Genomic DNA, 13,724 nt, shown 5'->3' with positions numbered 1-13,724 from the left:
AGCCTGCACCCCTCTCAAATTTCTTTTCTGTTCCGAGCCAAGGGGTCGTGGGCCAGAATGCGTATTGTGAAGAGAAGACGGAGAAACACCATGGACCACCTTGACGAAATGCTCGCGAAATTGCGCGATGCCCCAATTGACCCCAGGCTTGCCGGCCTGGACAGCCGCGTCCTGACGGAAATCGCTAGGGTCCAGGCCATGCCGCGCTTGGGCGCAACGACGTTTGGTCTAGCCGCCGCAGTCGCGCTTTTCATCGGCATCGCGGGCTCCGCGGTTCCAATCGGGTCGGCGGACGCGAGCCCGATATCGCCCTTCGATGCGCAGTTGGCGCTCGCGCCCTCGACGCTGCTGGGCTCGCAATGATGCGGGACCGCCGCCGGCTCCTGCTCCTCCTACTGTTGACCTTTACCGCGGCGATCGCCGGGGTGGTGATCGGGCGGATCTATGTGGTGTCGGCACCGCCCGTGGAAAACGAACTGCACGAGCTGCTCCATCGGGATCTCAAACTGGATACGGCTCAGCACGCCCGGCTGGAGTTCATCGAGAAGAATTATGCCATTCGGCGTCAGGCACTTGAAGCCGAGCTGCGCGCCGACAATGCTCGCCTAGCAGAGGCGATTGAGGCGGAACATGGCTATGGCCCTAAAGTCGCGGCGGCAGTGGACCGCTCGCACCAAGCCATGGGCGCGCTGCAGAAGGAAACGCTCGAGCACATCTTTGCAATGCGTGCCGTACTTCGCCCCGATCAGACGCAGAAGTTCGACGACGCCGTAGTGAAAGCGCTGACGGCAAAGTCCGAATGACCATAATTCTCCCCGACTGCTCGGACGGGGAGCTTGCCGCTCTTGCACTCGTCGGCCGGCAGGCCGCTTTCGCCGAACTTGTGCGGCGACACCAAGGCTGGGTATTTCGGCTCGTGCGCAGCCATATAGGTGACGGAGAGGAGGCGCTGGACGTCACGCAGGCAAGCTTCGTCGCCGCCTTCGCCGCACTCAACCGCTATGACGCTGCGCGACCCTTCCAGGTCTGGATGTCCCGGATCGTCATCAACAAATGCCATGACTGGCGGCGCCGGCGCGCGGTCCGGAACTTCTTCTCCATGGCCCTGCCGCTGGGCGAGGCGGATGACGTCGCCGATGAGGCGCCGCTACCCGACCAGGCAATCGGCGCCGAGCAGCAACTGGCAGAGGCGATGAAAGCGATCGCCGCCCTGCCCGCCTCGCTCAAGGACACGCTCATCCTGCGGACGATCGACGAGAAATCGGAAGCCGAAACCGCCGAGATCCTCGGCATCTCCCAGAAGGCCGTCGAGACCCGCCTCTACCGCGCCCGGGCGCGCCTCGCGGAAAGTTTGAAGAAAGTTTGAGGGGCAGGCGGGTGGGCTGCGTATTTCCAATAGGTCCGCCCTCTTTCCGCAAGCTGAGACAAACCGAATGATTTCTGCCCTCGACCGCCGCCAGTTCCTTCGCGGCGCGGCCCTCGCCGGTGGTGGCGCCGCATTATCAGCCTGGCTGCCTGCCTGGGCGCAGACCATCTCGCCGGGGATGCGACCGACGCTACCGACCGTGTCGGGCGAAGACATCACGCTGACCATCGCCCGGCAGTCGATGAGCATCGACGGGCGCAAGTTCCGGGCAATCGGTCTCAACGGCACGGTCCCCGCCCCGCTGATCCGGCTGCGCGAAGGCCAGCGCGTGCGGCTCAACGTCGTCAATCAACTCGAGGAGGACAGCTCGATCCACTGGCACGGGCTGATCCTGCCGGCCAATATGGACGGCGTGCCGGGCGTGTCTTTTCCGGGCATCAAGCCGGGATCGAACTACCTCTACCAGTTCCCCGTCGTGCAAAGCGGCACCTACTGGTATCACAGCCATTCGGGCCTGCAGGAGCAGGAAGGCCATTACGGCCCGATCATCATCGACCCCGCCGGTGCCGATCCGGTCGCCTATGACCGCGAGCATGTCATCGTGCTCGCCGATCACAGCGCACTCTCGCCGCAGGCGATCTTCCGGCGTCTCAAGGTCAACCCCGGCCATTTCAACTTCCAGCGCCAGACGCTGGCCGGGCTGCTCTCGGGCAAGGACCAGCCACTCAAGGACCGGCTCGACTGGGGCCAGATGCGGATGGACCCCGCCGACATCTCCGATGTCACCGGATCGACCTACACCTATCTCGTCAATGGCCATGGTCCGATGGACAACTGGACCGCGCTCTTCACCCCGGGCGAGCGGGTGCGGCTGCGCGTCATCAATGCGTCGGCGATGACCACCTTCAACGTCCGCGTACCCGGCCTGCCGCTCAGCATCGTCCAGGCCGACGGGCAGAATGTGGTGCCCGTCACCGTCGACGAGTTCCAGATCGGTGTCGCCGAGACCTACGACGTCGTTGTCAGCCCAGGCGAGGACAAGGCCTATACTCTTGTCGGCGAGGCCATCGACCGCTCGGGTATGGCGCGTGCCACGCTCGCGCCGCGCGCCGGCATGGCTGGCGAGGTGCCTCCCTTACGCAAACGGCCGCTCGCCGACATGAAGGACATGGGCATGGACATGTCCTCGATGCCGGGCATGGAAGGCATGGACATGTCGGGCGGCGCTATGCGGGGCGTCGATCCGACGGCCGAGAAGAACGCGTCCGCGCGCCTCGCGACCGGCGCGGCGGCAGCGATGGCGACCATGGACAACAGCGCCATGGCGGGCATGGACCATTCGGGGATGGATCATTCCGCGATGAGCGGGATGGATCATGGATCGATGGCCGGCATGGACCACGGCGCGATGGGCGCCGATGGCCAGATGGCGGGCATGGATCATGGCGGGCACGCGATGGGTTCGATGAAGATGCGCGACTTCTCGAACGCGCCGCAGGTGAAGCGCGATCCGAGCGTCCAGACCATCTCGCCGATGCCCGTAGACCGCACCGGCGAGCCCGGCCAGGGCCTCGCCGACGTCGGCCACAAGGTGCTTGTCTACAGGGACCTGATGGCGCTCGATCGCAATCCGGACGTGCGCGCGCCGAGCCGCAGCATCGACATTCACCTCACCGGCAACATGGAGCGGTTCATGTGGTCGTTCGACGGCGAAAAAATGTCGGACCATCACGAGCCGATCCCCTTCATCGAAGGCGAGCGGGTGCGCGTCAATCTCATCAACGACACGATGATGGGGCATCCGATCCATATTCACGGGCATTTTTTCGAGCTGGTGACGGGGCATGGCGATCACAGCCCACGCAAGCATACGGTGATCGTCCAGCCCGGCGGCAAGGTGAGCTGGGACTTCACCGCCGACGCGGTCGGGGACTGGGCCTTCCACTGCCATCTCCTCTACCACATGCATGCAGGGATGATGCGGGTCGTGAGCGTGCGTCCGAAGGGAGACGCGCAATGACCCGCATCCTCACGCCGCTGGTGAGCGCGATCGCCCTTCTCGCCGCCGCACCCGCCTTTGCCCAGGATCATTCGATGCACGACATGCCCGGCATGGCGCCGCCGGGCGGGGCGCGGCCGGCGCAGGAGAAAAAGAAGGACAAGGCCGCCGCGCCGCGCCCCAAGCCCACTGCCAGGCCGCGCGCTCAGAAGCCAGCGCCGGACACCATGCCGGCAATGGACCATTCGCAGCACCAGACCACTCCCGCGGCGCAAGCAAATGCGGCCGGTCAGCCGCAATCCACGTCTCCCGCAATGCCGGAGATGCCGGGCATGGACCACTCCCAGCATCAGGACGGCGCGATGCCCGACATGCCCGGGATGGACCATGCGCAGCATGGCCAGACAGCGACGCCGGGAACGCCCGCCATGCCCGGCATGCAAATGACCGGCACGGCGCTTCCGGCCGGCAATGCGCCCCCGCCGCCCCCCCCCAGCGACCACTTCGCCGATCGGGATTTTCCCGGCGGCGAGATGGCGCGCTCGCGCGACATCATGATGAAGGACAGCGGCGGCAACAATTTCGGGCAGGTGCTGCTCAACCTGTTCGAGTATCAGGCGCATAGCGGCCGCGATGGCTATCGCTGGGATGGCGAAGGCTTTTACGGCGGCGACATCAACCGCCTCTGGCTCAAGAGCGAGGGGGAAGGCGAGTTTGGCCGCGGGATCGACAGCGCAGACGTCCAGGCCCTCTATAGCCGCGCCATCGACCCCTATTTCAACCTTCAGGCCGGCGTCCGCCAGGACTTCGGCCGCGGGCCCAACCGCACCTATGCGACCGTTGGCGTCGAGGGTCTGGCTCCCGGCATGTTCGAGGTCGAAGGCGCGCTGTTCCTCTCGACCAAGGGCGACCTTCTGGGCCGGGTCGAGGGCTATTACGACCAGCGCATCACCCAGCGCCTGATCTTGCAGCCGCGCGCCGAGGTCAATTTCGCCGCGCAGGATATTCCGGAGAACGACATCGGTTCGGGGCTGGTCAACATAGAGCTCGGCGCGCGCCTGCGCTACGAATTCAGCCGCCAGTTCGCACCTTACATCGGCGTTTCCTATCTGCGCAAAGCCGGAGACACGGCGCGGCTGTCGAGGCTTGCGGGCGAGGACGTCCATGCCACCAGCTTCGTCGCCGGCATCCGCTTCTGGTTCTAGGATCGGGACAGCTGATGGCGGGGGCGAACAAGAGAGCGGGGCGTTACACTCATACCCAGGTCGGCCGGCGCCGAGCGAAGGAGATACGCCATGGACCATTCGTCCCACATGAACACCCGGAAGATGGGTGCCTATTGGAGCCTTGCCGTTCAGACCGTCATCAGCGGCGTCATCATGTATCTGGTGATGTTCGTCATGATCGACGGGCTCGACAGCTTCTACAACAACCTCAACATGCTCTACATGACGCTGATGATGGTCGCACCGATGGTGGTGCTGATGATCCTCGCCATGCGACACATGTTCGTGTCGAAGGCCGCCAACATCGCGCTGATCGCCGCGTCGCTGGTCGCCTTCTTCGGCAGCTTTGCACTCATCCGCACCCAGACCACGATCGGCGACACGGCCTTTCTGCGCTCGATGATCCCGCATCATTCCGGGGCGATCCTGATGTGCCAGGAAGCAAAGCTCAGCGATCCGGAAGTCATCCGGCTTTGCGAAGCGATCAAGCGCTCGCAGCGGCAGGAAATCGACGAGATGAAGGCCATACTCGCGCGGCGCTGAGTGGCACGGTCGGGCTACGCCCGGATACGTGCGCCCGGCCAGGCATGTGAGCCGGGACGATGGTCGACACGAGGCGCGGGCCGGACGAGATTGCCAGGGAGGTGGTGCGGCTTGCGCCGTTGTTCCTGCGACAGGCTGGCGGCCATGTCCTGACGCTGCTCGATCCTGCCGGGATCGTGCTGAGCTATAATGAAGAAGGCGAGCGTGCCGAATGCTGGCCCCTCGATCGCGTCCTGGGACAGCCCCATGACCTGTTCTACCCGCCCGACGAGATTGCGGCCGGCCGCCCGTGCGCAGACCTGGCGGCCGCCCTTCACGAAGGCACGCTGGAGCGCGAAGCGTGGCGGGTCTGCGAGAACGGAGCGGAGTATCTCGCGCGCCTGACGATCAGCGCCCTGTTCGAAGGCGACGCACATCGAGGCTTTGCCTGCATCAGTCGCGATGTCACCGACGAGGCGGCGGTCCGGGCGTCAATCGAGACCCGCGAGCAGCATCTCCAGTCGATCCTGGCGACCGTCCCCGATGCGATGATCATCATCGACGAGACCGGCGACATCACGTCGTTCAGCGCGGCCGCCCAACGCCTGTTCGGCTATTCGGAAACCGAGCTCGTCGGCCGCAACGTCTCCTGCCTGATGCCCCAGCCCGATCGCGACCGGCATGACGAATATATCGCGCATTATCTCCAGACCGGCGAGCGCCGGATCATCGGCCTCGGCCGCGTCGTGGTCGGCCAGCGCCGCGACGGCTCGACCTTCCCGATGCAGCTGTCGGTTGGCGAGGCCGGTGAAGACGGGCAGCGGTTGTTCACCGGCTTCATCCGGGATCTCACCGCCAAGGAGCAGGATGAGCTCAGGCTCAAGGAACTGCAGGCAGAGCTGGTCCATGTCTCCCGGCTGAGCGCGATGGGCACGATGGCCTCGACCCTCGCGCATGAGCTCAACCAGCCGCTTGCCGCGGTCGCGCTCTATCTCGAGACGATCCGCGACATGCTCGACGAGCGGGACGACGAACCCTTCGTGTCGCTACGGTCGGTGATGGATGATGCTGCACAGGAAACGCTGCGGGCCGGCCATATCGTCCGGCGCCTGCGCGATTTCGTCGCCCGCGGCGAGGTCGACAAGAGCCTCCACGATCTGCCGCAGGTTGTCGCCGAGGCGAGCGAGCTCGCGCTGGTCGGTGCACGCGAGCGCGGCATCCGCAGCTTCTTCGCGGTCGATCCCGCCGCGACGCCGGTTCTCGTCGACAGGGTGCAGATCCAGCAGGTGCTGGTCAACCTGATGCGCAACGCCATCGAGGCGATGGCGGCGTGTCCTGTTCGCGACCTCAAGGTAGCGACCAGGTTGCGCCCTGACGGGCTGATCGAGGTGACCGTGGAGGATACCGGCCCCGGCATCGCCGACGAGGTCCGGGAGCAGCTCTTCACGGCGTTCAAGTCGATAAAGGCCGACGGCATGGGCCTCGGCCTTTCGATCTGCCGGACCATCATCGAAGCGCATGGGGGCCGTATCTGGATGGAGCGCCCCGACCGCGGCGGCGCGCGCTTTCATTTTACCTTGATCCATGCGCGGGCGGAGGAGGAACATGGGGGATAGACGCGTCATCCATCTGGTCGACGACGAGGAGAGCATCCGCAAGGCGGCGAGCTTTGCGCTCAAGACCGCGGGCTACGACGTCGTGACCTATGCCTCGGGCGTGGAGTTTCTCAAGGAGGCGAAGTCGGCGGCCGTCGGCTGCGTCATCCTCGACGTGCGCATGCCCGAGATGGACGGTCTCGAGATTCAGGCCGCCATGGCAGCACGCGGGGTCAATATGCCGGTCATCGTCCTGACCGGCCATGGCGACGTGTCGGTTGCGGTGCAGGCCATGAAAGGCGGCGCGGTCGACTTTCTCGAGAAGCCCTTCGAGAAAGCCGCCCTGCTCGGCGCCGTCAGCCGCGCGTTCGCGCGTCTCGACGATGTCGACCTTCGCACTCTGGAAACCTCTGAAGCCGGCGTGCGGGTCGCTGCACTGACGCCCCGGGAGCGTGAAGTGCTGGAAGGGCTGGCGAACGGCCTGCCCAATAAGACGATCGCCTATGACCTGGGCTGTTCATCGCGAACGGTCGAGGTCCATCGCGCGAGCCTGATGGCCAAGCTCGAGGTCCGCAATTTGTCCGAAGCCCTGCGGATCGCCTTTGCCGCGGGCATGGGCCGCAAGCCGAAGTGACTGCGACCTCTACGTAGCGACGGGACGAGGCGCGATATGCGATCGATGGTGCAATCGTCACACGGGTGTCCGCTTCTCGCAATGCCATCGGTCCGTTCCACTCAGCATGATGGCAGATACACCATCCTCGTCTCCGACGACGATCCCGGCGTGCGGCGTGGCCTCCAGCTGCTGCTGAGATCGCGCGGCTATGCCGTGTGGGGATATACGACCGGCCACGCGCTGTTGGCCGACCCCCGCGCGAAGGAGGCAGACTGCGTCATCCTCGACTATCGCATGCCCGACATCGACGGATTCGCGATGCTGCGTCACCTTCGCGAGATCGGATGGTCGGGACGCGCGATTATGATCTCAGGCTTTCATGACACGCTGCTGGCCTCGCGGGCCGCTGAGGCGGGCTTCGATCATGTTCTCGCAAAGCCGCTGATCGGCAGGGCTTTGCTCGAAGCGTTGGACCGGCACCGCATCGAGACGCTTCGAAAGCATTGAATTGTGGCGGCCGGCCCCCGGCAGCCTCAGCCCGGCGCGATGTGGAAAGCCGATCTGCGCCGTCAAAGCCAGTGGCTACGTTTGAACCGGATGTAGAGCCCAATGCAGACCGCAGCGATGACGCCGAGGATGACGAAATATCCCCATTGCGTCTTCAGTTCGGGCATATTCTCGAAATTCATGCCGTAGATTCCGGCAATCGCGGTAGGCACCGCGAGGATCGCAGCCCGGGCGGCAAGCTAACGGGTGATCGCACCTTGGCGCTGCTGTTCGAGCAGGTGACTCGCCTCGAACACCGAGATCAGGATGTCGCGGATGCCGGTGATGGCGCTCTCAACCCTGAGCATGTGATCGTCGAGCTTCGAAATCTGGTGGCCGTTGTCGGCACCTTCCATGGCAAGCGGGTGAAGGCCGTAATTCCCGGCGATGTCGGCAAGTTCTGTTTCGCTGGGCTGGGACATTTTGATCCACACGAAGTCATCCTTGCCGACGTGCTCGCACGCCGGATCGATCAGGGTCGCCGGCCGTAGCCGTTTGCCATTGTGACAAAGAACGGCGGCGGCGACCGGAAGCCGTGTGCCTCGCCTATTGAGACGCGCGCACAAACACTCGTCATTCTTCAAGCCCAATCGCAGGAAGAAGAAGGCGGCGCGCAGCAATTCGAGCGAGAGCTTATAGAAAATGCGGCGGAGCGTTGGGTTTCGCAGAAGGCCGCTCCCGTTCATGACGCGCGTGGCTGGGCGGCGCGCTGCCACATCAAGGGCACGCAGACTGCGAAGGTCTGCGCACCCTTGATTGGCGACCGCGAGGGTTTTCCTCTCTTGCGATGGTACCAAGCGATTGCCCGTGTGGCGCCTCTGCAATCGTGTCGGATGACTATACCTAAGTATCGGATAACGGCGCTGACGACAGGGTTGCCGGGCCCCGGTGAGGCGCGTCGCACCGCGCGGAGACGAAAGCTGGAAGACGGAAAAGCTCAACTGTCGAAAGCGACCGAGCGCGCGAGCGCTTCCTGGGACTGCAGAAAGGCGAGCCGCGATTGCAGCGCCGCCTGGACAACGCCGAAAGCGTCACCCCCCAGAGTCACGCGCAGCGGCGGATGGTCGCTGGTTGCGACATCAACGATCGCTTGCGCGATCTTTTGCGGGTCGAGCGTGTAGAGCTCGTTTCCGGCGGTCTCGAACATCTTGCGGATATGGCCGGCGGGCGTATCGCGATACGCGGCGATCTCGCTGGCGAATTGCAGATTGTGGCTGAAGCTGGTGCGCGCCCCGCCCGGCTCGATCAGTGTCACGAACAGGTTGAAGGGTTCAAGCTCCTGGCGGAGGCATTCGCTGAAGCCCTCCAGGCCCCATTTGGCCACATGATAGAGACTGCTCGTCGGAAGCGAGCCCTGACCACTAGCGCTGGAGATCTGGATGATCCGGCCGCTCCCGCGCAGCCGCATGGCGGGGACAAAGGCGCGGGTGATGTGGATGGGCGCCATGAGATTGAGCGCGATCTGGCCTTCGACCTCGGCGTCCGACATCTCTTCGGTGGCGCCGATCACGCCGCCGCCGGCGTTGTTGACCAGAATATCGACGGGTCGACGCGCCTGCGCCCGGGCCACGACCGCAGCAATATCGTCCTTGACCGTGACGTCGAGCGCTTCGACGCGCAGCTGGCTCGGATATTTCGCCGCGAGATCATCGAGGCTTTCGGGCTTGCGGGCCGTCGCGGTAAGGTCGTCGCCAGCGGCCAGGATCAGTTCGGCCAGATGGCGGCCGATGCCGCTGGACGCGCCCGTGAGAAACCAGTGATTGGACATATGTTACTCCATATATTACCAACTGGTAGGTAACTTGAAACCTGGAATGCGTCAATGCTTGGAGGTGTGATGAAGCAACGAACCCGGCGGAATGCCGCACAGAGCCGCGAGACGCTCCTGGCTGCAGCGACCGAGGAGTTCGCGTCCCATGGGCTGGCGGGCGCGCGGATCGACCGGATTGCGCAGGCGGCGGGTATCAGCAAGCCGATGCTCTACACCTATTTCGGGGACAAGGAGGCGCTCTTCGATGCCGCGCTGACGCAGGAAGTGATGGACGCGGCGCAGGCCGATCGCTTCGATCCCAATGATCTTGAGGGTTATGCGGGGCGCACCTATGACTTGCTGGTCGAACGCCCGCGCCTGTGGAGGCTGCTGACCTGGCATCATTTGGAGCGTGGCCAGGATGTTCTGATGCTCCCGGCCGGCGAGGTCCTTCTCGGGGAGAAGCTGGACGGGATCGCAGCGGCGCAGGCCGAGGGGCGGATCGTCGCCGACTTCACGCCCCTGGATGTCGTCCGGCTTGTCGCCGCCCTCACCCAGCTCTGGTGCATGACCGGAGCTGCACGCGACGCTGCCGAGCACGCGGCGCGCCGGGCGACGATCATGCGGGCGGTGGGGCGACTGCTGCGCGTGTGATCGTGCGAGGCGCGAGCTGCACGCCCGCGCGCCGACCGGGACACAGCAAGCATTTTTCGCAACCTGCCGTACTGCCCACCGGCAAAATCAGGGCGGCTCATGCACAAGCCGGCCCGTCGGCTCCGCGGATGCGATCGACGTTCGAGGACTGCGCCGCCACTGCCGAACCGGATTGGATCATCGCCAAGTGACCCAGTGGCTGCGCGACGATCTCAGGTCGCCGGACTCGTCGCACGACGTTTCGTCAGGAGTCGTTTCATCTGCCTCAAAAGGCGAACCTGCGGCTCAATCCGGAAGAAGGCGCGACACATCCAGGAAACGAGGATCAAATGCGGTCCGCATCGGTATTACTTTCCCTGGCGCGTGCAAGCTCAGCAAAGGACTAATGTTCCCGGAGCATCTCTAGCGCTATACCTAGGTATATCACGCCGACACCAATAACATGTGATCATGCCGCTTCGCATTCTTGCCGGCCAAATGTCCCGATCATCAAATCGAAGCGTGCGAGGCTGTATTACGATATGATATTCTAACTTCTATCTCAGCAGCTTTGCAAATGAGCGCTCGCAAAAATATCTCTTCAGTCATGAGGGTTCGACGTCTGGCGTGCGTATTATAGCTATATCTATATCTAAATTTCACGAGAATAAGGTATTGGAAAAACAGGAAAAATACTGTTGACCTGTATATACAACTGATGTTGTCTGTGGCTGTTCTAAAACGTCAGGGGGATTGCACATGACCATCAGGATGGCCCTGCTCGGCAGCGCCGCCATCGTCGCGGGCTACGCCGCGCCGGCTCTCGCTCAGGCCGATCCGACACCGCAGCCAAAAGCACAAGTCCTGGGGGATGACAGCGACATCGTCGTTACCGGCTCACGAATCCGTCGGCAGGATCTGGCCGGGGTTGGACCGGCCACCGTGGTCACCGCCGAGCAGATCCAAAATACCGGCATCGTCAATATCGAAACCGCCTTGCAGCGTTTGCCGGCCAATGCCGGCTTCGCGGGCAACCAGACATCGGCCTACTGGACCAACAACGGTTATGGCACTGCTCAGGTCAATCTGCGCGGCCTCGGCATCAAGCGCACACTCGTGCTCCTCAACGGCCGACGCCTCGTCGCGGGCGGCACCGGCGCCAATTCCTCACCCGATCTCAACATGATCCCGGTCGTGGCGCTGGCACGCACCGATGTCCTCAAGGATGGCGCGTCCGCTATCTACGGGGCCGATGCCATGGCCGGCGTGGTCAACCTTGTCACGCGCACCGATTATGAAGGCCTGGGTCTCAGCGTCCGACAAGGCATTACCGAGCGCGGCGACGGCTCCGATCTCACCGCGGACCTACTTTGGGGCATTCGCAACGATCGTGGCGGGTTCATGGCAGCAGTCACCTACCAGAAGACCAGCGCCGTCAACATGGCCTCGCGTGCGCCCTGCTCGCTCGCTGAAACGACGCCGGGCTCGCTGAGCTGCGTCAACAGCGCCTCGACGATCGGCGGACGCGCGGTGCTGCCCAACGGCCAACAGATCAACTTCAACCAGGTACCCGGAGGGAACGGGAACTTCTACGAGCCTTACAGTCCCGCCAAGCACAACTTCAACTCGAACCCGTTTCTCAATGCGGTCAGCCCAGTCGAGCGCGTCAGCACGGCCTTCTTCGCGGACTATGCGCTGACCGACGGTATCCAGGCGTTCGGCGAGTTCCTCTATACGTTCCGCAAGTCGAATCAGATCGCGACACCCGGCACGCTGCGCAATCTCTCGATACCAGCCAGCAATCCGACCAATCCGACCGGCCAGAACCTGGTCCTGGCCCAGCGCCGCCTCGCCGAACCCGGCGCGCGCCACTTCTTCCAGGAGACCGATACCTGGCAAGGCACCTTCGGGCTGCGCGGCAAGCTGGCGAACGACTGGGCCTGGGAAGTCGCGGGCAGCTTCGGGCGTAACACGGCCGTCGACGGCTCGACCAACATCGCCAATCTCGAGCGCGTCGCGAACACGCTCGACAGGAGCAAATGCTCCAGCACGGCGGGCGCGGCCATCCCCTGCGGTGACTATCTTGGGTTCGGAGACCTGACACCTCAGGTTCTGGATTATATTCTGTTCACCTCGCGCGATCGCGGAGGCAACGAACTCGGCACGGTCACGGCTGACCTCAACGGCGATCTCTTCTCCCTTCCAGCCGGCGCGGTGTCCTTCGCCACCGGCGTGGTCTATCGGCGCGAAAAAGGCTGGCGCGATCCCGACCCGTTGACGGTGCTCGGCGTGGCGAACGTCAATCAGCAGGATCCTATTTCGGGCTCGAGCACCGCCAAGGAAGCCTATCTCGAGCTATCGGTGCCGGTGCTTGCCAACACAGCTTTCGCCAAGGCGCTCACGCTCGATGGCGCAGTCCGCTACTCAGACTATAATCTCTTCGGGAGCGACTGGAATTACAAGCTCAGTGCCGACTGGGTAGTCAATGACAGCATCCGTCTGCGCGGCACTTATGGGACGGGCTTTCGCATTCCCAACGTGCCGGAGCTTTTCGGCGGCGTCTCGGAAGGCAATCTGACCACGACCGATCCCTGCTCGCGCTACACCTCCAGCGGCAACGTGACCTTGATCGCCAATTGTCAGGCGTCCGGTGTGCCGGCCAACTATACGCAGCTCGGCACCACGATCCTCACCACAGTGGGCGGTAACCAGAGCCTTCGGCCCGAAAGCTCCACGACCTGGACCGTTGGTACGGTGATATCGCCGCGCGGCATCATCCCAGGGTTGTCGCTGACGGCAGACTGGTTCGACATCAAGATCAAGGACGCGATCCGGGCCATTCCCGGCTCGACCAAGCTCGCAGTCTGCTATGCGAGCCAGAACCTGTCGCACCCGTTCTGCAGCGACTTTACGCGCAGCGCGCTGACCGGCGAGGTCACTTACCTCTCCGCCCAGCCCATCAACACCGGCCGCGAGGAGATGAATGGTCTCGATCTGGGTCTGGTGTACAGTGGTGCGGTGGGCGAGGTGAAGATCTCCTTGGATCTCAACATGACCTATCTCAACAAATATGTCGTAAACCCCTTCCCCGGCGGCGCGCCGATCTATTTCGACGGGTTTATCGGGGGCGGCAATGGCGGCTATCCGAAATGGCGTGGTTATGGCGTGCTGACGGCGGAAAAGGACGGCATCAGCGCGACCTGGTCGACACAATGGATCGGCAAGGCGACCGACTTCAACGCATCGGCCGGCGACATCGGCTACCGCACGCCGAACGTCTTCTACCACAATCTTCAGCTTGCCTTCGCGATCGACGAGAAGACACGTTTCCAGATCGGGGCCGATAATCTGTTCGACCGCAAGGCGCCCTATATCCAGAGCTTCACCGATGCCAACACCGACACGATGACCTATGATCTGCTCGGACGGCGCTTCTACGCCGGCTTCCGAACCGCGTTCTGAAGGGCAGCA

The 13,724-nt window shown here is 63.6% G+C and carries 12 protein-coding genes and 1 pseudogene; 11 read left to right on the top strand and 2 right to left on the bottom strand.

Going from position 1 to position 13,724, the window contains the following annotated elements:
• Nucleotides 1-90: 90 nt before the first annotated feature.
• The 9 genes from AC07X9_RS22815 (at nt 91) to AC07X9_RS22775 (ending at nt 7,831) form a co-directional block, all read left to right on the top strand.
• Nucleotides 91-363 carry a hypothetical protein gene (locus AC07X9_RS22815; RefSeq protein ID WP_007406377.1) on the top strand — a complete coding sequence of 91 codons (273 nt, stop codon included), beginning with the start codon at nt 91-93 and terminating at the stop codon, nt 361-363.
• Nucleotides 363-803, top strand: a complete 441-nt coding sequence (locus AC07X9_RS22810) for a periplasmic heavy metal sensor (protein WP_037486783.1) — start codon at nt 363-365, stop codon at nt 801-803. Before AC07X9_RS22815 ends, AC07X9_RS22810 begins: the two co-directional genes overlap by 1 nt.
• Complete coding sequence (locus AC07X9_RS22805; RefSeq protein WP_046407413.1) at nt 800-1,366, top strand: RNA polymerase sigma factor; 567 nt, start codon at nt 800-802, stop codon at nt 1,364-1,366. The genes AC07X9_RS22810 and AC07X9_RS22805 overlap by 4 nt, the downstream gene beginning before the upstream one ends.
• 67 nt (nt 1,367-1,433) lie before the next feature.
• Entirely contained in the window at nt 1,434-3,386 is a 1,953-nt protein-coding gene (locus tag AC07X9_RS22800) for a copper resistance system multicopper oxidase (RefSeq protein WP_086485377.1), read from the top strand.
• Nucleotides 3,383-4,570 carry a copper resistance protein B gene (locus AC07X9_RS22795; RefSeq protein WP_086485378.1) on the top strand — a complete coding sequence of 396 codons (1,188 nt, stop codon included), beginning with the start codon at nt 3,383-3,385 and terminating at the stop codon, nt 4,568-4,570. The genes AC07X9_RS22800 and AC07X9_RS22795 overlap by 4 nt, the downstream gene beginning before the upstream one ends.
• A gap of 90 nt (nt 4,571-4,660) precedes the next feature.
• A complete protein-coding gene (locus AC07X9_RS22790) occupies nt 4,661-5,134 on the top strand; it encodes a DUF305 domain-containing protein (protein WP_015449253.1) in 474 nt (157 codons plus the stop codon).
• A 59-nt stretch (nt 5,135-5,193) separates the two neighbouring features.
• Nucleotides 5,194-6,729 carry a PAS domain-containing sensor histidine kinase gene (locus tag AC07X9_RS22785; protein WP_086485379.1) on the top strand — a complete coding sequence of 512 codons (1,536 nt, stop codon included), beginning with the start codon at nt 5,194-5,196 and terminating at the stop codon, nt 6,727-6,729.
• Nucleotides 6,719-7,342 (top strand): response regulator transcription factor, encoded by a 624-nt coding sequence (locus AC07X9_RS22780; protein WP_015449255.1) that lies wholly within the window; start codon nt 6,719-6,721, stop codon nt 7,340-7,342. Before AC07X9_RS22785 ends, AC07X9_RS22780 begins: the two co-directional genes overlap by 11 nt.
• 81 nt (nt 7,343-7,423) lie before the next feature.
• Nucleotides 7,424-7,831: a response regulator gene (locus AC07X9_RS22775; protein WP_016743851.1), complete on the top strand. Its 408-nt coding sequence runs from the start codon at nt 7,424-7,426 to the stop codon at nt 7,829-7,831.
• A gap of 62 nt (nt 7,832-7,893) precedes the next feature.
• Here AC07X9_RS22775 and AC07X9_RS22770 read toward each other — a convergent pair.
• Both AC07X9_RS22770 and AC07X9_RS22765 read right to left on the bottom strand, forming a co-directional pair.
• A pseudogene (locus AC07X9_RS22770) lies at nt 7,894-8,196 on the bottom strand (CorA family divalent cation transporter); the annotation flags it as partial.
• A gap of 611 nt (nt 8,197-8,807) precedes the next feature.
• A complete protein-coding gene (locus AC07X9_RS22765) occupies nt 8,808-9,638 on the bottom strand; it encodes an SDR family oxidoreductase (RefSeq protein ID WP_037479754.1) in 831 nt (276 codons plus the stop codon).
• Nucleotides 9,639-9,707: 69 nt separating this feature from the next.
• Here AC07X9_RS22765 and AC07X9_RS22760 point away from each other — a divergent pair, with 69 nt between their 5' ends.
• Both AC07X9_RS22760 and AC07X9_RS22755 read left to right on the top strand, forming a co-directional pair.
• The gene (locus tag AC07X9_RS22760) at nt 9,708-10,274 is read left to right on the top strand and encodes a TetR/AcrR family transcriptional regulator (RefSeq protein ID WP_015449258.1); all 567 of its coding nucleotides are present in this window, start codon (nt 9,708-9,710) and stop codon (nt 10,272-10,274) included.
• A gap of 738 nt (nt 10,275-11,012) precedes the next feature.
• Nucleotides 11,013-13,715, top strand: coding sequence for a TonB-dependent receptor domain-containing protein (locus AC07X9_RS22755; protein ID WP_015449259.1), 2,703 nt, complete (start codon nt 11,013-11,015; stop codon nt 13,713-13,715).
• Nucleotides 13,716-13,724 lie beyond the last annotated feature (9 nt).

This window comes from Sphingobium sp. GW456-12-10-14-TSB1 (genome assembly GCF_059424385.1).
Note: the sequence above shows the minus strand (reverse complement) of the source record. Positions and strands in the feature narration are given on the sequence as shown.